Origin of the sequence: Pseudomonas frederiksbergensis, assembly GCF_003732275.1 — a bacterium.
GTDB classification, from domain to species: Bacteria; Pseudomonadota; Gammaproteobacteria; order Pseudomonadales; family Pseudomonadaceae; genus Aquipseudomonas; species Aquipseudomonas frederiksbergensis_H.
Genome location: NZ_MOBM01000006.1, coordinates 289,681 through 310,326, shown reverse-complemented (window position 1 = coordinate 310,326; position 20,646 = coordinate 289,681). Strand labels below are relative to the sequence as shown.

At 60.9% G+C, this 20,646-nt stretch carries 8 protein-coding genes; 5 read left to right on the top strand and 3 right to left on the bottom strand.

The features are described 5' to 3' along the window. The first annotated feature begins 12 nt into the window (after window positions 1-12). Window positions 13-13,248, top strand: coding sequence for a retention module-containing protein (locus BK662_RS05200; protein ID WP_123357194.1), 13,236 nt, complete (start codon window positions 13-15; stop codon window positions 13,246-13,248). A 147-nt stretch (window positions 13,249-13,395) separates the two neighbouring features. Further along, window positions 13,396-13,734, top strand: a complete 339-nt coding sequence (locus BK662_RS05195; RefSeq protein WP_123357193.1) for a tryptophan synthase subunit beta — start codon at window positions 13,396-13,398, stop codon at window positions 13,732-13,734. 156 nt (window positions 13,735-13,890) lie between these two features. Here the strand turns inward: BK662_RS05195 and BK662_RS05190 are convergent, their stop codons facing one another. The 3 genes from BK662_RS05190 to lapG form a co-directional block, all read right to left on the bottom strand. After that, entirely contained in the window at window positions 13,891-14,217 is a 327-nt protein-coding gene (locus BK662_RS05190; RefSeq protein WP_375538982.1) for a DUF6124 family protein, read from the bottom strand. Between the two features lie 404 nt (window positions 14,218-14,621). Beyond that, entirely contained in the window at window positions 14,622-16,568 is a 1,947-nt protein-coding gene (lapD, locus tag BK662_RS05185) for a cyclic di-GMP receptor LapD (RefSeq protein ID WP_123357191.1), read from the bottom strand. A 14-nt stretch (window positions 16,569-16,582) separates the two neighbouring features. Beyond that, window positions 16,583-17,275 carry a cysteine protease LapG gene (lapG, locus tag BK662_RS05180; RefSeq protein WP_123357190.1) on the bottom strand — a complete coding sequence of 231 codons (693 nt, stop codon included), beginning with the start codon at window positions 17,273-17,275 and terminating at the stop codon, window positions 16,583-16,585. Window positions 17,276-17,474: 199 nt separating this feature from the next. Here lapG and BK662_RS05175 point away from each other — a divergent pair, with 199 nt between their 5' ends. The 3 genes from BK662_RS05175 (at window position 17,475) to BK662_RS05165 (ending at window position 20,635) form a co-directional block, all read left to right on the top strand. Then, entirely contained in the window at window positions 17,475-18,185 is a 711-nt protein-coding gene (locus tag BK662_RS05175; RefSeq protein WP_123357281.1) for a GntR family transcriptional regulator, read from the top strand. A gap of 747 nt (window positions 18,186-18,932) precedes the next feature. Beyond that, window positions 18,933-19,709, top strand: coding sequence for a DUF3050 domain-containing protein (locus tag BK662_RS05170; RefSeq protein WP_123357189.1), 777 nt, complete (start codon window positions 18,933-18,935; stop codon window positions 19,707-19,709). Then, window positions 19,706-20,635 carry a diiron oxygenase gene (locus BK662_RS05165; RefSeq protein ID WP_123357188.1) on the top strand — a complete coding sequence of 310 codons (930 nt, stop codon included), beginning with the start codon at window positions 19,706-19,708 and terminating at the stop codon, window positions 20,633-20,635. The genes BK662_RS05170 and BK662_RS05165 overlap by 4 nt, the downstream gene beginning before the upstream one ends. Window positions 20,636-20,646: the final 11 nt, after the last annotated feature.

Sequence of the window (20,646 nt, the reverse complement as noted above, 5' to 3'; positions counted from 1 at the left end):
GGAGAGTCTTCAATGAGCAGTGTTGTTGCCATCGTCAAAAGCATTGTTGGTCAGGTTTTCGCGGTGTCGCCAGAAGGCGTCCGCCGCGTACTCGTTGAAGGCGACCGGTTGTTGGTCGGCGATCAGGTAGACACTGGTGCCGCCGGCGCCATTACGCTCGAACTGGCTGATGGCCGGACCCTGGACCTGGGCCGCGACACTCAGTGGAGCGGCAGCGATCCGGATTCCAGCACCGACCTTGCGCAAGCCACTGCACAAGCCGCGCCATCGGTTGACGAATTGCAGCAAGCCATCGCCGCCGGCGTCGACCCGACCACCGCTCTTGAAGCCACCGCCGCCGGCCCTACGGCTGCGGGCACGGGTGGTGCTGCCGGTGGTGGCCATACCTTCGTGGCCCTGGAGGCAACCGCTGCCCGGGTCGACCCAACTATCGGCTTCCCGACTGAGGGTCTCGCCACTGCGGCATTGGCAACACAAGACACCACCGGCGGCCAGACTGCCGACACCAGCACCAACGCCCTGCGCGAATCGACCCTGAGCCTGAGCGCTACGCCGACCATCACCGAAGCCGGTGGCGTGCTGGTTTACACCGCGACCCTGACCCAGGCGCCGCTGACCGACCTGACCATCACCCTGTCCAATGGCTCGGTGATCGTGATTGCAGCCGGCCAAACCACCGGTACCGTCAACGTTCCGCTGGCGCCGAACGACACGGTTTATAACGATCCGACCCAGATCAACGTGACCGTCACCGGCACCACGGGCGGCAGCGGTATCGTGGTCACTCCACCGACCGTTCCAGCCGTGACTCAGGTCACCGATACCGTCGACACCACCACCGTCACACTGTCAGCGGGCTCGACCGTCACTGAAGGTGGCCAGATCACCTACACCGCGACATTGACCAACCCGGCGCAGACGCCGGTCACCGTCACCTTATCCAACGGTTCCTCCATCACCATCGCCGCTGGCAACACCACCGGCAGCGTCAACGTTCCGACGCCTGCCAATGACGTCTACAACAACGGCAGTACCGTCAGCACCACAATTACCGGCGCCACCGGCGGCAACTTCGAGAATCTGGCGCCGAACCCGACCCCGGCCGTCACCACCATTACCGATTCCGCCGACACCACCACCGTCACGCTGACGGCCGGCTCGACCGTCACCGAAGGCGGTCAGATCACTTACACCGCGACCCTGACCAACCCGGCGCAGACGCCAGTCACCGTAACTCTGTCCAACGGATCGACCATCACCATCGATGCCGGCCAGACCACCGGCAGCGTGAACGTTCCGACGCCGGCCAACGACGTCTACAACAATGGCAGCACCGTCAGCACCACCATCTCCGGGACTACCGGCGGCAACTTCGAGAACCTGGTGCCGAACCCGACCCCGGCGGTCACCACCATTACCGATTCGGTCGACAATACCGGCCTGACCCTGACTGCCACCGACAGCGTTACTGAAGGTGGCCAGATCACCTACACCGCAACATTGACCAACCCGGCGCAGACACCGGTCACCGTGACCCTGTCCAACGGTTCGACCATCACCATCGAAGCCGGTAAAACCACCGGTTCCGTGAACGTCGATACCCCGGCCAATGACGTCTACAACAATGGCAGCACCGTCAGCACCACGATTACGGGCGCTACCGGCGGCAACTTCGAGAATCTCGTACCGAGCACCACGTTGGCAGTCACCACCATCACCGACTCGATCGACAATACCGGCCTGAGCCTTAGCGCCACCGGCACCGTCGTCGAAGGCGGCCAGATCACCTACACCGCCACCCTGACCAACCCGGCCGGCACGCCGATGACCGTGACCTTGAGCAACGGCTCGGTCATTACCATCGAAGCGGGCAAGACCACCGGCAGCGTGACTGTCGATACCGCGGCCAACGACGTCTACAACAATGGCAACACCGTCAGCACTACGATCACCGGCACCACCGGCGGCAATTTCGAGCAACTGACCCCGAGCACCGAGCCAGCGCTCACCACCATTACCGATTCGAAAGACGACACCGGCCTGAGCCTGTCGGCGTCTACCGAAGTGGCCGAAGGTGGGCAGATTCTGTACACCGCGACGTTGACCAATCCGGCCGGTACGCCGGTCACCGTGACCTTGTCGAACGGTGCAGTGATCACCATCGCCGCCGGCGCGACCACCGGCAGCGTGAGCGTCGATGCGCCTGCCGATGATGTTTATAAAGATGCCGGCAAAGTTGAAGTCACCATCGCGGACGCCGCTGGTGGCAACTTTGAGAACCTGGTGACTGACCCGGCGGCTGCGGTCACCGATGTGACCGACACCCTCGACACTTCGACCGTGAACCTGACCGCGACGTCTACCGTCGCTGAAGGCGGGACCGTGGTTTATACCGCGTCCGTAACGTCGCCGGTCACCGGTTCGCCGGTGGTTGTCACCCTGTCCAACGGCCAGACCATTACCATTCCGGTTGGCGCCAGCAGCGGTTCCGTAAACTTCGTTGCGCCAAACGATGCGCTGGCCGGTGGCGGCTCGCTGAGCGTCAAGATCGACGATGCGAAGGGCGGCAACTACGAGAAGCTGGAAGTTGACGGCAAGTCGGCGGACACCTCGATCACTGACACCCCGGACACCACCAACCTGGCGCTGACCGCCAGCGGTTCGGTGGATGAAGGCGGCCAGATCACCTACACGGCAACCCTGACCAATGTGGCCGGTACACCAGTGACCGTGACCTTGTCGAACGGCGCCGTGATCACTATTGAAGCGGGCAAAACCACTGGCTCCGTGACCGTCGATGCACCGAAGGATGATGTCTATAAAGACACCGGCACCGTCGAAGCGACGATCACAGGTACGACCGGCGGTAACTTTGAGAATTTGGTTGCCAGCAATACACCGGCGGTGACCACGGTTAACGACACCATCGACACCAGCACCGTTTCACTGAGTGCCACTTCGAGCGTTGCCGAAGGCGGGACTGTGGTTTACACCGCTTCCGTGTCGGCGCCGGTCACCGGTTCGCCAGTGGTTGTCACCCTGTCCAACGGCCAGACCATTACCATTCTGGTTGGGTCGAGCAGCGGTTCTGTCGACTTCGTTGCGCCAAACGATGCACTGGCCGGTGGCGGCTCGCTGAGCGTCAAGATCGACGACGCCAAGGGCGGTAACTACGAGAAGCTGGAAGTCGATGGTAAGTCGGCGGATACCTCGGTGACTGATACCCAAGAGACCACTACCCTCAGCCTTTCGGCGACTGACTCGGTCGCCGAAGGCGGTTCGATCGTTTACACCGCGACCCTGACCAACACAGCCGGGACTCCGGTCACCGTCACGTTGAGCAACGGCGCCGTGATCACCATCGCCGCCGGTGCGACCACCGGTTCTGTAACCGTGGATGCGCCGAAGGACGACGTTTACAAAGACTCCGGCCAAGTTGAAGTTACCATCAAGGATGCCGCGGGCGGCAACTTCGAAAACCTGGCGACCAACCCCGCAGCCGCGGTCACCGAGGTGACCGACACCCTCGATACTTCGACCGTCAACCTCACTGCGACCAGCACTGTGGCTGAAGGCGGGACCGTGGTTTACACCGCGTCCGTTACATCGCCTGTCACCGGTTCGCCGGTGATTGTCACTTTGTCCAATGGCCAGACCATCACCATTCCGGTCGGCTCGAGCAGCGCCAGCGTCAACTTCGTTGCGCCAAATGATGCACTGGCCGGTGGCGGCTCGCTGAGCGTCAAGATCGACGACGCCAAGGGCGGCAACTACGAGAAGCTGGACGTCGACGGCAAGTCGGCGGATACCTCGGTGACCGATACCGCGGACACTACCAACCTGGCGCTGACCGCCAGCGGTTCAGTGGATGAAGGCGGCCAGATCACCTACACGGCAACCCTGACCAATGCGGCCGGTACTCCGGTAACCGTGACGCTGAGCAATGGCGCTGTTATCACCATTGAAGCAGGCAAAACCACCGGTTCCGTGACCGTCGACGCACCGAAGGACGACGTCTACAAAGATGCCGGCACCGTTGAAGCGACCATCAAAGGCGCGACCGGCGGCAACTTCGAAAACCTGGTGGCTAGCGACACCCCGGCGGTCACCACCGTTAACGACACCATCGACACCAGCACCGTTTCGCTGACTGCTACTTCGAGTGTCGCCGAAGGCGGAACCGTGGTTTACACCGCGTCCGTCAGCGCACCGGTCACCGGTTCGCCAGTGGTTGTCACCCTGTCCAACGGTCAGATCATCACCATCCCGGTCGGCGAAACCACCGGCAGCGTGAACTTTGTCGCACCAAACAGCCCCCTGGCGGGCGGCAGCTCCCTGAGCGTCAAGATTGACGGTGCAACGGGCGGTAATTACGAGAAGCTGGACGTCGACGGCAAGTCGGCGGATACCTCGGTGACTGATACTGCGGATACCACCAACCTGTCGCTGACCGCGACCGGTGCCGTGGATGAGGGTGGCCAGATCACCTACACCGCGACCCTGACCAACGCCGCCGGCACGCCGGTCACCGTGACCTTGTCGAACGGCGCCGTGATCACCATCGAAGCGGGCAAAACCACCGGTTCCGTGACCGTCGATGCGCCGAAAGACGACGTCTACAAAGACGCCGGCACCGTCGAAGCAACCATCCAAGATGCGACCGGCGGCAATTTCGAGAACCTGGTCGCCAGTGATACACCTGCGGTCACCACCGTCAATGACACCATCGACACCAGCACCGTTTCGCTGAGTGCCACTTCGAGCGTCGCCGAAGGCGGCACCGTGGTTTACACCGCGTCCGTGTCGGCACCGGTCACCGGTTCGCCAGTGGTTGTGACTCTGTCCAATGGCCAGACCATCACCATTCCAGTCGGATCGAGCAGCGGTTCTGTCGACTTCGTTGCGCCAAACGATACCCTCGCTGGCGGCGGCTCTCTGAGCGTCAAGATCGACGATGCCAAAGGTGGTAACTACGAGAAACTGGAAGTCGACAACAAGTCGGCCGACACCTCGGTGACCGATACTACGGAAACCACGACCCTCAGCCTGAGCGCTACTGACTCGGTCGCTGAAGGCGGCTCCATCGTTTACACCGCGACCCTGACCAATGCCGCCGGGACTCCGGTCACTGTCACGTTGAGCAACGGCGCCGTGATCACCATCGCCGCTGGCGCGACCACCGGCAGCGTGACTGTCGACGCACCGAAGGACGACGTCTATAAAGACGCTGGCCAAGTCGAAGTGACCATCAAGGATGCCGCGGGCGGCAACTTCGAAAACCTGGCCACCAGCCCAGCGGCTGCGGTCACCGATGTGACCGATACTCTCGATACCTCGACCGTGAACCTGACCGCGACGTCTACCGTCGCTGAAGGCGGCACCGTGGTTTACACCGCTTCCGTGTCGGCACCGGTCACCGGTTCACCGGTGGTTGTCACCCTGTCCAACGGCCAGACCATCACCATTCCGGTTGGGTCGAGCAGCGCCAGCGTCAACTTCACCGCGTCGAACGATGCGTTGGCCGGTGGCGGTTCGCTAAGCGTCAAGATCGACGACGCCAAGGGTGGTAACTACGAAAAACTGGAAGTCGACAGCAAGTCGGCCGACACCTCGGTTACCGACACTCCTGATACAACCACCCTCAGCCTGAGCGCTACTGACTCGGTCGCTGAAGGCGGCTCCATCGTTTACACCGCGACCCTGACCAATGCCGCCGGGACTCCGGTCACCGTGACGCTGAGCAACGGTGCGGTCATCACCATCGCCGCCGGCGCGACCAGCGGTTCCGTGACTGTCGATGCGCCAAAAGACGACGTCTACAAAGACGCCGGCCAGGTCGAAGTGACCATCAAAGATGCCGCAGGCGGCAACTTCGAAAACCTGGCGACCAGCCCAGCGGCGGCGGTCACCGAGGTGACCGATACTCTCGACACTTCGACCGTGAACCTGACCGCGACGTCTACCGTCGCTGAAGGCGGCACCGTGGTCTACACCGCGTCCGTATCGGCGCCGGTGACCGGTTCGCCGGTGGTTGTGACCCTGTCGAACGGCCAGACCATCACCATTCCGGTAGGCTCGAGCAGCGCCAGCGTGAATTTCACTGCGCCAAATGATGCGCTGGCAGGTGGCGGCTCGTTGAGCGTCAAGATTGACGATGCCAAAGGTGGAAACTACGAGAAACTGGAAGTCGACGGCAAATCAGCCGACACCTCGGTGACCGATACCCAGGACACCACCAACCTGTCGCTGACTGCGACCGGCGCCGTGGATGAAGGCGGACAGATCACCTACACGGCAACCCTGACCAATGCGGCTGGCACACCAGTGACCGTGACGCTTAGCAACGGCGCCGTGATCACCATCGCCGCCGGCGCAACCTCTGGTTCCGTGACTGTCGACGCGCCGAAGGACGACGTTTACAAAGACGCCGGCAAGGTTGAAGTCACGATCAAGGACGCCGCGGGCGGCAACTTTGAAAACCTGGCGACCAATCCGGCGGCTGCGGTCACCGACGTGACCGATACCATCGACACCTCGACGGTCAACCTCACCGCGACCAGCACTGTGGCCGAAGGCGGCACCGTGGTTTACACCGCGTCCGTCAGCGCGCCGGTCACCGGTTCGCCAGTCATTGTCACCCTGTCCAACGGCCAGACCATCACCATCCCGGTCGGCTCGAGCAGTGCCAGCGTGAATTTCTCTGCGCCGAATGATGCTCTAGCCGGCGGTGGTTCGCTGAGCGTCAAGATCGACGATGCCAAGGGTGGCAACTACGAGAAGCTGGAAGTCGACGGCAAGTCAGCGGATACCTCGGTGACCGATACTCCTGATACAACCACCCTCAGCCTGAGCGCTACTGACTCGGTCGCTGAAGGCGGGTCGATTGTTTACACCGCGACCTTGACCAACGCCGCTGGCACGCCAGTAACCGTCACCCTGAGCAACGGTGCCGTGATCACCATCGCCGCCGGCGCCACCAGCGGTTCCGTGACCGTCGACGCACAGAAGGACGACGTCTACAAAGACGCCGGCACCGTTGAAGCGACCATCAAAGGCGCCGCAGGCGGCAACTTTGAAAACCTGACCACCAGTCCAGCGGCTGCGGTTACCGAGGTGACTGACACTCTCGACACTTCGACGGTCAACCTCACCGCGACCAGCACTGTGGCCGAAGGCGGCACTGTGGTTTACACCGCGTCGGTCTCTGCTCCGGTCACCGGCTCGCCAGTGGTTGTCACCCTGTCCAACGGCCAGATCATCACCATCCCGGTAGGCTCGAGCAGTGCCAGCGTGAATTTCTCTGCGCCGAACGATGCCCTGACCGGTGGCACCTCCCTGAGCGTCAAGATCGACGATGCCAAGGGCGGCAACTACGAGAAGCTGGACGTCGATGGCAAGTCGGCAGACACCTCAGTTACCGATACTCAGGACACCACCAACCTGTCGCTGACCGCGACCGGTACCGTGGATGAAGGCGGCCAGATCACCTACACGGCAACCCTGACCAATGCGGCCGGCACACCAGTGACCGTGACGCTGTCGAACGGCGCCGTGATCACCATCGAAGCGGGCAAAACCGCCGGCTCCGTGACCGTCGATGCGCCGAAGGACGACGTCTACAAAGATGCCGGCACCGTTGAAGCGACCATCAAAGGCGCGACTGGTGGCGGTTTCGAGAACCTGGTGGCTAGCGACACCCCGGCGGTGACCACCGTCAATGACACCATAGACACCAGCACCGTTTCGCTGAGTGCCACTTCGAGTATCGCCGAAGGCGGCACCGTGGTTTATACGGCATCCGTATCTGCTCCAGTCACCGGTTCGCCAGTCGTTGTCACCCTGTCCAACGGCCAGACCATCACCATCCCGGTCGGCTCGAGCAGCGGCTCTGTCGACTTCGTTGCGCCAAACGATGCACTGGCTGGCGGCGGCTCCCTGAGCGTCAAGATCGACGATGCTAAGGGTGGTAACTACGAAAAACTGGAAATCGACGGTAAGTCGGCGGACACCTCGGTGACCGATACTACGGAAACCACGACCCTCAGTTTGAGCGCGACCGACTCCGTGGCTGAAGGCGGATCCATCGTTTACACCGCCACCCTGACCAACGCTGCCGGCACACCAGTGACCGTGACGCTGTCGAACGGCGCGATCATCACCATTGCCGCCGGCACCACCAGCGGTTCCGTGACCGTCGATGCGCCGAAAGACGACGTCTACAAAGACGCCGGCAAGGTCGAAGTGACCATCAAAGATGCCGCGGGCGGCAACTTCGAAAACCTGGCCACCAATCCGGCGGCTGCGGTCACCGACGTGACCGATACCATCGACACTTCGACGGTCAACCTCACCGCGACCAGCACTGTGGCCGAAGGCGGCACCGTGGTTTACACCGCGTCGGTCTCTGCTCCGGTCACCGGTTCGCCAGTCGTTGTGACCCTGTCCAACGGCCAGACCATCACCATCCCGGTAGGCTCGAGCAGCGCCAGCGTGAATTTCACTGCGCCGAACGATGCCCTGACTGGTGGCGGCTCGCTGAGTGTGAAAATCGATGACGCCAAGGGCGGTAACTACGAGAAGCTGGAAGTCGACGGCAAGTCGGCGGACACCTCGGTGACCGATACCCAGGACACCACCAACCTGTCGCTGACCGCGACCGGCACCGTGGATGAAGGCGGCCAGATCACCTACACGGCAACCCTGACCAATGCCGCCGGCACGCCAGTAACCGTCACGCTGAGCAACGGCGCTGTTATCACCATTGAAGCAGGCAAAACCACCGGTTCCGTGACCGTCGACGCACCAAAAGACGACGTCTACAAAGATGCCGGCACTGTCCAGGCAACCATCTCCACCGCCACCGGTGGCAACTTCGAAAACCTGGTGCCAAGCACGGTTCCAGCGGTTACCAGCATCACCGACACCCTCGACACCTCGACCGTCACCCTGAACGCCACCGCTTCGGCAACTGAAGGCGGCACCGTCACTTACACCGCGACTGTCGGTGCACCGGTGACTGACAGCCCGGTCACCGTGTCCTTGGCTAACGGCCAGACGATCACTATCGAAGTCGGTAAAACCACCGGTACCGTGACCACCGCTGCACCGAACGACGCATTGGCCGGTCATGCTCCGCTCACCAACTCGATCACCAGCGTCAGCGGCGGCAACTACGAGAACCTGGTAGCGGATAAAACGCCGGTCAGCACCACCGTGACCGACACTGTCGACACCACCAACCTCAGCCTGAGCGCGACCAATTCGGTAGCCGAAGGTAGCCAGATCACTTACACCGCGACCCTGACCAACGCCGCCGGCACTCCGGTGACCATGACGTTGAGCAACGGTGCCGTGATCACCATCGACGCCGGCAAAACCACCGGCACCGTGACTGTCGATGCGCCGAAGGACGACGTCTACAAAGACGCCGGCACTGTCCAGGCAACCATCTCCACCGCCACCGGCGGCAACTTCGAAAACCTGGTCACCAGTAATACCGCTGCGGTCACGACCGTCACCGACACGATCGACAAAACCGAAGTCAGCATCAGCGGCAGCACCTCGGTGACTGAAGGCCAGACCGCCAGCTACACCGTCAGCCTGACCCACCCCGCACAGACCGAAGTGACCCTGAAAATCGTCTACAGCGGCACCGCCGCCGACGGTTCGGACTTCACCGGCGTGTACACCGTGAAAATCCCGGCGGGCGCCAGCAGCGCGAGCTTCAACGTCGCGACACTGGACGACAAGCTCACCGAAGGCACCGAGAACTTCGTGGTCAAGATCGACTCGGCCACTGGCGGCAACTTCGAAAACCTCGCGGTCAGCGCTTCCAACGGCAGCGTCAGCACCTCGATCATCGACAACGATGCTGCGCCGGTGCTCGACCTGGACGCCAACAACTCCAGCGGCGCCACAGGGGCCAACTACAACGTGACCTTCACCGAAGGCACCACCGGCCAGGGCGTCTCGATCGGCGACACCGACCTGAGCATCACCGACCCGGACAGCACGATGCTGACCGGCGCCACCATCGTGCTGACCAACCGTCAGCCGGGCGACGCGCTGAACCTGGGCAACAGCGTCAACGGCATCACCATCAATGCCAACAGCCAGGACGGCACCGTCACCCTGACCCTGTCGGGCAACGCGACGCTGGCCGACTACCTGCAGCAGATCAAAAACATCAGCTTCACCAACAGCAGTGAAGATCCGAGCACCGTGCCGCGGATCATCACCGTGACGGTGACCGATGGCAGCAACTACTCCAACACCGCGACCACCACCGTCAACGTAGTGGCTGTGAACGATGCGCCGACCGCCGCACCGGTTAACGTCACCGGCACCGAAGACACCCCGCTGATCCTCGGCTGGTCGACCTTCGGCATCAGCGATATCGACAGCCCGTCCGCCAACCTGGGGGTGAAAATCACTCAGTTGCCGGGCGACGGTAAATTGCAGTACCTGGACGGTGCGACCTGGAAAGACGTGGCGACCAACCAGACGTTCAGCAAGGCCGACATCGACGCCGGCAAACTGCGCTTCACGCCAGATGCCAACGAATCGGGCGTCGATGGCTACGGCGGCACCAACGTGGGCAACAACCAGGCGGACTACGCGCAAATCAAGTTTCAGCCAACCGACGGTCAACTGCTGGGCAACACTGGCACGGTGAAAATCGACATCACGCCGGTTGCCGACGCGCCCTCCCTGAGCGTCGCGGACAACAGCGTCAAGTCCACCGGCCTGACCAAGGAAGTCTGGACCGGTCTGTCGGGCCTCGGCACCGATGGCAACGGCGCGTCTTCCGGCACGCTGAAATCGGTCATCGACGGCGCGGGCACCCCGAACTCCAGCGGCACCGTGACCAACGTTCAGTCCGACGGCAGTGTCACGGCCGGCACGGCCTCGAAAACATCCGGCCTGATCTACCTCGAAGCGGGCAAGACTTACACCTTCAGCGGTACCGGTGACGACAGCCTGTTGGTGACCATCGGTGGTAAAAACGTGGCCGCAATCACTTGGGGTGCGGGCGGCAGCCTGAACGGTTCGTTCACCCCGACCACCAGCGGTTATTACACCCTGGACATTTACCACCATAACCAGAAGGGCCCGGGCAGCTATGACGTCAACCTGTCGGTCAACGGCGGTGCGGCGGTCGACCTCAGCAGCGCCGGCGTGCCGCTGTACACCGGCGTGGCGGATCTGGCGGCGTCTGGCGTGACAGTGTCCGACCTGCATGGCACCAATGGCGAAGGCTACTACGACGGCTACAAACTCAACGAAGGCGCCGAGGGCACCAGCGTTCACTTGTCCGCGATCAAAACGGCACTGACCGACACGGACGGCTCCGAAAGCCTGAGCGTGAAAATCAGCGGCATCCCGGCGGGCTCGGTGCTCACCGATGGCGCGGGTCACACCTTCACCGCCAGCGCCACCTCCGGCGAAGCCAACGTCACCGGCTGGAACCTCGGCACCCTGACCGTCACGCCGCCGCCGTACTACAACGGCCAGTTCACCCTGACCGTCACCTCGACATCCACCGAAGCGCTCGGCGGTTCGGCGCCAAGCACCGCGCAGATCCCGGTCACGGTCTACCCGGCGGTATACAACGCCGTCACCGCTACTGCCGCCGACGACACCATCACAGGCACCGACGGCAACGACATCATGATCGCCGACATCGGCGGGCTGACCGTGGTGCCGGGCACCAACTACAACATTGCGTTCATGGTCGACAGCTCGGGCAGCATGAGCGCTTCGTCGATCAGCGCCGCCAAGGATTCGCTGACCGCGGTGTTCAACACCCTCAAGCAAAGCATGGGCGGCAACTCCGGGACCGTGAACATCTTCCTGGTGGACTTCGATAACCAGGTCAACAAGTCGGTATCGGTGAACCTGAATGACCCGAACGCTCTGACCTTGCTCAAATCCGTTCTGGATTCGATGTCGTCCGGCGGCGGCACCAACTACGAGGACGTGTTCAAAACCACGGCCAACTGGTTCCAGAGTGCCGACGCGATTGCCAACACCGGTGCGAAGAACCTCACGTACTTCATCACCGACGGCAAGCCGACCTACTATCAGGGCGGCGAGCAAACCAACCCGACCTTGTTCGGCAACGTGAAGCTCGACGACGTCATCACCACCACCAATTACAAATTGGGGCAGACCTATTCCAGCTACCTGGACAGCACTCACTACCTGACCATCGACAGTGCCGGCAACGTCACGCTGCAGACTCTGAAAAACTCGGGGCGCTGGAACAGTTCTGAACTGGGCACCCTCCATGCCGAGGGTAACGGCACATACGAACTGTCCTATCGCGATGGCACCGGCAACAGCACCGATTCCACTGCCATCGACAACTCAACCAGCAGCTTCACGTTGCTGAGCAACGTGTCGACTGTCGAAGCCATCGGCCTGAACAAGGACGTCACCCTCGGCGACCTCAAGCCGTACGACTCGGATCAGACGCCACAAACCAACATCGACCCGAAAGACCTGGCCAACTCGATCATCGGCCATACCGAAGCGACGATGCCGGGTGCCGACACGGTCAGCGGCGGTGACGGCAACGACCTCCTGTTCGGCGATTTGGTGAGCTTCAACGGCATTGCCGGCGAGGGTTATCAGGCCATGCAGGCGTTCGTGGCCCAGCAGACCGGCGTCGATGTCAGCAAAGTCACCACCAGCAACGTGCATCAGTTCATCACCGAGCACTACACCGCGTTCGACGTGTCTGGCGCCCATGACGGTAACGACACGCTGCTGGGTGGCGCGGGCAACGACATTCTCTTCGGCCAGGGTGGCAACGACCTCCTCGACGGCGGCAAGGGCAATGACATCCTGCTCGGCGGCAGCGGCAATGACTCGTTGATCGGCGGTCAAGGCAACGACATTCTGATTGGCGGTTCGGGTGCCGACACCTTCATCTGGAAGGCTGGCGACACCGGCAGCGACGTGATCAAGGACTTCAAGGCCAGCGAAGGCGATCGCATCGACCTGCGTGATCTGTTGCAGGGCGAAAGCGGCAGCACCATCGACAACTTCCTGAAGATCACCACGGTGGATGGTGTGTCGTCCCTGCAAGTCAGTTCTGGCGGCAAGTTCAACGGCGCCGACGCTGCAGCGGCCACCCCGGACGTGACGATCAAACTGGAAGGTAACAATTGGTCCAGCGCCAATATCAACTCGTTGATCGCCGGCAGTGACCCGACCATCAAGATCGATCACAACAACAGCTGATCAGCAGGCTGACGGCCGCCCAAACCAGGCGGCCGTCACGTTTGCGCCCACCTCACGGGTGACGATTTCGTCGTCGCACCGCATACTCGCCTGCGTTGGCCTATGCTGCTGACAGCACGACGCTGGTCCATTTCCGAGGGATGCTCAATGTTTTACGTGCAACGCGATGCGCAAGGTCAGTTAGTGCGCGTGGAAGCCACGGCCTACACCGAGGCCACGGAAACGCTGCCGGCCGATCACCATGAAATCCAGGCCTGGTTTGCCCACGAAGTGGTTGAGACCAGCCTCAAGCAGCTCAAGCAGAGCGACCTGGAAATGATCCGGGTACTCGACGACTTGATTCAGGTGCTGACCCAAAAAGGCGTGATCCGCGTCACCGACCTGCCGGCCGCCGCACAAGCCAAGCTGATGGACCGGACCCAGGCCCGTGAGGCATTGGGCGGGTTGAGCCAGTTGATCGATGATGATGAGACGGGGTTGATCTAGTCCCTGCCTTCATTGTTGCCTTTACTGACGCCATCGCGAGCAGGCTCGCTCCCACAGTTGATCTTCAGTGAACACAGCCTATGTGAACGACTGAGATCCAATGTGGGAGCGAGCCTGCTCGCGATGGCGCCCTTCAGTACACCGCAGATTTAACTGCTAAACCTCGGCCCGAGCCTGCATCTGCGGCGACTCAAGGTGATCCAGCGCCCGTTCCACCAATAACTGCACGCCATCGGCCATTCGGCTGAGCGCCAGGGCGACTGAGCGCCGTGAGCCTTCCACATCATCCGCGAGGTCGGCGGCGATGGCGCTGATGGAGAGTAGGTCTTCGGAGGCGTTGGCCAGAAGGGCTTCAGTGTCGATGTCGGGGGAGACGGTGAAGAGGCGGCCTTTACGGGGAGCAGGCGGATTCGGCGTTACTTTGAACATAAGAAATACCCTAAACAGTAAGTTGGAGCCGTCACCGTTCGCTTGCACGCGAATAGGGTGGCGGCCGTGCGCAGGTGTGCAAGACCGGGCCTGTTTAGGACACCCAGCAGATCCGAGGATCTCCTGCGCGCAGCCGCCATAAAGCAGTGAACATCGAAATGCTCATTGAGAGGAATGGCAGCACGCTACCTAAACAGTTTGGTCGGACTTGCACGTCCGTGTCACCGATTATTCAGTGACAAGGCCAGACTAGCCTTGGACTTCGGCCGGAACAAGTTCACCAAAACCGCTACAACTTGAAGGAAATCTCCTAGGACTTTGCTACCGGAATAATCGGTGTCTGCACTGGCGCCATCGCGAGCAGGCTCGCTCCCACAGGGATCGGAGGTGAATACAGGATTGTGGTACGACACAAACTCACTGTGGGAGCGAGCCTGCTCGCGATGACGGCATTAGCCTCACTGCCAAGGCTTAGGCTCTCCAAACAACTGCCCCTGAACCCCATACAACCCCATCTCACGAATCACCGCCAACTCCCCTTCGGTCTCGACCCGCTCGGCAATCAACGGCAAATCAATGCTGTGCGCTGCCCGCTGAATCGCCTCGATGAACAGACGCTTGTCACTCTCCTGATCAATCGCCCGGATGTAACTGCCGTCGATCTTCAGATACGCCAACCCCAGCCGCGCGAGGTTGCCGATCATGCTGAAACGCCCACCAAATCGTTGCAGACTCAGCGAGAACCCAAGTTCACGCAGACGCCGCGTCAGCTGTTCCAGCACCGCTTGCTCAGGCAATTGTTCCTCGCCGATTTCCAGGGTCAGTCGTTCCCCCAGATTCGAATGCTGACGCAGAATCTCGAACACTTTGTTCAATGCCTGCGGATCCGCCAGTGTCGCCGAAGACAGGTTCAGCGCCAGCGACTCTTCATGGTCGGCCATCTGCTCAAGCACCAGTTCCAGCATCAAACGGTCCAGCCGCGCGGTCCAGCCGAAACGCTCGAGCCAGGGCAAGAAACGCCCGGCGGGAATGGTCTGGTCCTGCTCATCGAGCAGGCGCGACAGCACTTTGTAATGCAGCACCACCTGCGTGTCGTGGCTGGCCACCACCGGCTGGAAGTACAGCTCGAAACGCTGCTGATCCAACGCCTGATCCAGCAAGGTGTGCCAGGCATGGTGGTCATCGCCAACCCGGGCCGATGCACTGTGATCGAGACACGCCCAGCTCGGTTCGCCCTGACTTTCCGCCTGGGCCAGTGCCTGATCCGCCAACCCGATCACCGCTTGCGGCGAGTCGCCATGGGCAAAGGGTGCCAGCCCGATCGAGGCCACCGACGCCACGTCCGTGGCGCCCGTCGCGTGCAGGCTCGCCAAGGCGCTGTCGAGGTTACTCGCCAGTTGCAGCGCTTCTTCGCGCACCAGCCCTGGCGCCAGCACGGCGAATTCACCACCACGAATGCGTGTTACGAGGTTCTGGGTTTCCGGGTACTTGGCGCACTCACGGGACAACTGCTCGCCCACCGCTTTCAACAATTCATCGGTGCGCTGACCGCCCAGCCGCTGGTTCAAACCAGCCAGGTCCTTGACCCGCAGCAGCAGCAAATAGCCGGAACTGGCCTGCTCAGGGTTGCTCACTCGCGCGTTCAATTGCATTTCGAAATAACGCCGGTTGGCCAGGCCGGTCAGATTGTCCTGATAGGATTCGGCCCGCAGTTTTTCACTGCGTTCGGCCTGTTCCTGGAACAGCGCCTTAAGCTTCTCGACCATTTGATTCATCGCCTGCACCACCCGACGCAATTCCGGGGTGCGCGGCAGTTCCGGCAGGCTGAGGAATTCGCGGCGAGCAATGGCGTGGGATTGCTTGACCATGTAATCCAGCGGCTTCAGTTGCCGGCGCAGCAACAGCGCGCCCAGCACCGCACTCACCGCGCCGCAGATCAACAACCAACCGAGGCTGCCCAACGCGCTCTGCCACAGCTTGGCCAATGCGAACATCGGGTGGCTGACCACCTCGACCCGCGCGGCCTGTTCCCAGCCACGGCTGACAAGCGCGTCGCCACCGGCCGGTTCCAGGCCGATCAGTTTGACGAACCAGTCCGGCACGTTGGTGACCGCCGGGATGCCGCTGCGCTCGACAATCGTCTTGTCGTTGGCCAGATCGACCACGCGGATGCTCGCGTAGTAACCGCTGTCGAAGATCGAACTGACCAGCAACTCGACCATCGCCGGGTCGTCGATGTTTGGCGTCAGGGATAGCGCCAACGCTGTGGCTGCGTCCTGGGCATGGGAGCGCAACTGGTTGACGTACTGGGTACGCGAGCTTTCCAGACTGACCATGAAGCTGCCGGTGAAGGCGACCACCAGGAACAGACAGATAGCGATCAACAGCTGTTTGAACAAAGACATCTGAGCGCGTGCTCCTAGTTAGTCGTCTCGACCGGGAATCCTTCGGTCTGCATTTTCTTCAACACATCCTGCCAGCGGGACAGGCGTTTGGTGTCTCCAACCTTTTTGTTGCCTTTGGCACCCGGCAACCATAACCCTTCGGCATTGAAAGAGTAGACCGGCAGCAAATCGGTTCGCTGGCTGGCAGGCTTGATCGCGTCGATCAGGCTGTCGAGCACCAAAGGCATGGCCTCGGGGCTCGAGTAGTAAGTCAGCACCATGTGCGCACGGTTCAGGCGCAAAGCCTTGACGTAGGTGATGCGCAGCTTGTCACTGGAGACACCGAGATGGCGCAGGCTGAAATACTTGGCGATAGCGTAGTCTTCGCAGTCGCCGGCGCCTTTCCACAAGGCTTCGATCGGCGTTTCCCAATAATCGACCTCGTGCCACAGATCGATGTCTTCTTCGTAGCGCATCTGCTTGTTGAAGAAGCGGTTGACCACGTTGAGCTGTTCCAGCTCGCCAATCTGCTTTTGCGTGGCCAGCAACTGCTGCCAGGCATCGATGCGCTGCTGCCCTTCACCCAAAGGCCCGTACAATGCCTGCGCGCGGCGGCTGATCAGCGAAAAATCCCAGTCGGCATGCAGCCCGCCCAGCATGACGCCGGCCAGCAAAAGCGCGCAGCCTAGCCAGCGCAAAGTCCGAGGGATCGCGAAACGTACCGCCAATGCGAGGCATCCAGGGTAGGCAGGTGGAAGTCGGTTGATGGTGCAGGTTAGCCCGATAAAAGACAATGGCACGGTGAGATCACTTCCGGCACGCTAGACTTTACAGGAACAAGATCTTTTGCCCGTTTGACAACCTGTCAGGCAGTCACTAGTGTCCATTTGGATCCAAGTACTTTCATTTGATCAGGGTGCGTTTGTTGTGACACAGAAGCCCAACCCTCTCAGCAGTATCAAGGTTAACGGGCCAATTCCCGCTCATCTGGCACGCTCGGTAATCGAAGAAACCCTGCGCGCGGCGATTCTCGATGGCCGCATTCCTTGCGGCACCGCCCTGCGCCAGCAAGACCTCGCCGACCTGTTCGGCGTCAGCCGCATGCCGGTGCGCGAAGCCTTGCGCCAGCTCGAAGCGCAAGCGCTACTCAACGTGATCGCCCACAAAGGCGCGGTGGTCGCACCGCTGGTTCAGGGCGATGCGGCAGAAACCTATGAGCTGCGGATCCTGCTGGAGTCCGAAGCCTTGCGCCGGTCGATTCCTCTGCTCGAAGCCGCCGATTTCGAACGAGCTGCCCGCTGTATCGAAGAGTTGGAGATGCAACACGACTACACCGAGATCGGCCGGCTCAATCGTCTGTTCCACATGGCGCTTTACAGCAAGGCTCCAAACCAGCGGCTGCTGAGGCTGGTTGAAGACGGGTTGAACGAAGAGGAACGCTTTCTGCGCTTCAACCTGGAAGCCATGGGCCTGGGCAAACTGTCCCAGGAAGATCACCGAGCGTTGTTGCGAGCCGTAGAAGAGCGGGACGTCGAGCATGCGGTGACGCTGCTCGAAAACCACCTCAACCGGGGCGTTGAAGTCATCACGCGCTACCTCGAAAGCGCCGAGGCTCAGCGCCGGAAAACCTCCAGGTAAACCGCAGCGGCAGGCCGGAGCGAGCCCATTGAGCAGCTCGCTTTGTCGCGACATTGAGCTGATCTGCACTCGGATGGCTCGACGAACAATCTGCTTACAAATCCCCTTTCGTTCACGCCAGACCGGTGCGCAACGACTGCATGCCCCCCCTCACTGCCCCTGTCACCCTCAAGCCCGAAAATTGCACCGAACGGATCATGCGTCGGCGATAGCGACTGCCGTGAATTACGCTCACTCTTGAGCTGCCAACGAATAATGACGGACGACGCATCGCACCCGCGGAGCAGTCGACGCACCCAGAACCTACGGAAGGAGTCTTGCCACGGGAAAGGAAGAACCGGCGTCGCTCCCAGCCAACTTCCACCCCCTTAAATCACGTTAACGAACCCAGTAGAAAGTTGCTTTGAGTGAGGCATTCACTCTTTATTTAAATTTTGGCCTATATAAGCCGAAAGGAGCAACTACGCCTAAATAAAACTTAATACAAAAGTCTTATTGGAACTTGTCGCGCCCGAGAAAGTTAAACTTTAAATTAATTAAAAAATGACTTGCCCGGAACTTTATTCGTGTATTAGTTTTTCTCCGCCGCCCATGAACACTGGGCACCACGTACGACTTAGTGATTACACACCTGAAAAACATCAATTCAATTGAGGCCCCTGTTCGCCAATAAGAAACTTCAAGCAACCGTCACTTATTGATCAACACCAGCCTCAACGGTATTCCAGATCACATATAGGCTCGCTCATGAAACCGACTAAAGATCGTCTCAATCAGAAGAAAGCAGAACTTAGTGCGCACCCGATCTTCTCTGAAATACATTCGTTATCGGTCCTTCAACGCTTTATGGAAACCCATGTGTTTGCGGTGTGGGATTTCATGTCGCTGACCAAGCGCCTGCAACAGGAACTGACCTGCGTTCAACTGCCCTGGCTACCTCCGCGAGATCCTCAGGCTGCGCGGTTGATCAACGAAATCGTGCTCGGTGAAGAGTCTGATGATCGTCCCGCCCAAGGTCACTACAGCCATTTCGAGTTGTACCTGGATGCGATGCGCGAAGTCGGTGCGAGCACGGTCGCCGTCGAACGCTTTGTGACGCTGCAAAAAGAAGGCGTGAGCTACGAGGTGGCATTACAAAGCGTCGAGGTCGATCCGGCAGCCGCGCAGTTCGTGCGCCATACCTTGCACACCGCGATGCATGCACCGGGGCACAGTGTGGCGGCGGCGTTTCTGCATGGACGCGAGAGTGTTATCCCGCAGATGTTTCAGCGGATTCTCGACGACTGGGGCATCGGCATCGAACAGGCGCCTACCTTCCGTTACTACCTGGAACGGCACATCGAAGTCGATTCCGAAGACCACGGCCCGGCGGCGGAAAGACTCCTCGCCCGCCTGGTCGATGGCGATCCACAGCGCGAAGACGACGTCTACGCCAGCGCCATTGCCGCCGTGGAAAGCCGCATCGCCCTGTGGGATGGCTTGCGCCTGAGCATGGGCGAACCGATGGCGGAGGTGAACGCATGAATGCCGCCGACTACCAATCCTTCGCTGATACCTGGGAAAGCCGCGCGACCATTCGCACCCGCCCCCGGCGCGTACTGGAAAACGACGACAAGCTGATTTATCCGCTGAGCCGTCAGCCGCTGGTGCTGAGCGAAACCTTCCTGCGTGAATGCCCGGAACAACGAGACTTTGCCCTGGTGCAGACGCTCTACAAATTCATCAACGACGTGGTGATTTTCGAAACCGAGATCGTCGACAAGACCGCCCGCAGCATCGCCAAAAACCGCTTCAGCGTGGCGTTCCCGTTTGCCTGTCGCTACGACGCCATGACTGTGGTGGTGGACGAGGATTACCACGCCCTGGTGGCCATGGATTTCATGCAGCAGACCGTCGCCATGACCGGCATCGCGCCGATAGGGCTGCCGGATGAAATCGAACTGAGCCGTGCCATCCCGGCAGCCGTGGCTATCGCCCCGGAACACCTGCGCAGCGCCGTGGAGCTGATCTGCGTGGCCATCGCCGAGAACACCGTGACCGGCGATGTCGCGGCGTTCGCCAAGGACGACACGGTCAAGCAGTCGATCAAGGGCCTGATGGCCGACCACTTGCTCGACGAGGGCCGTCACTCCGGGTTCTGGGCGCGGTTGGTGCGCATTTATTGGCACACCGCGAGCGAAGACGATCGCCAGTGCATCGCGCAAATCCTGCCGGTGTTCATCGGCCATTACCTGACCAACGACATCCAGAAGTCCTTCGACTTCCGCTTGATCGACGCCTTGCAGATCAGCGATGCGGCGCATCGGGCACTCAAGAGCGAAGTGTCGGGGCTGGCCTTCCCGATCAATCGCCATCACCCGCTGGTCGCCAACATCGTGCGGTTTTTCCGCAGCAGTTCGCTGCTCGATTCACCGTGCGTGCAAAGCGCCCTGAGCGACTACCTGGTTTAACGAGGAGAACA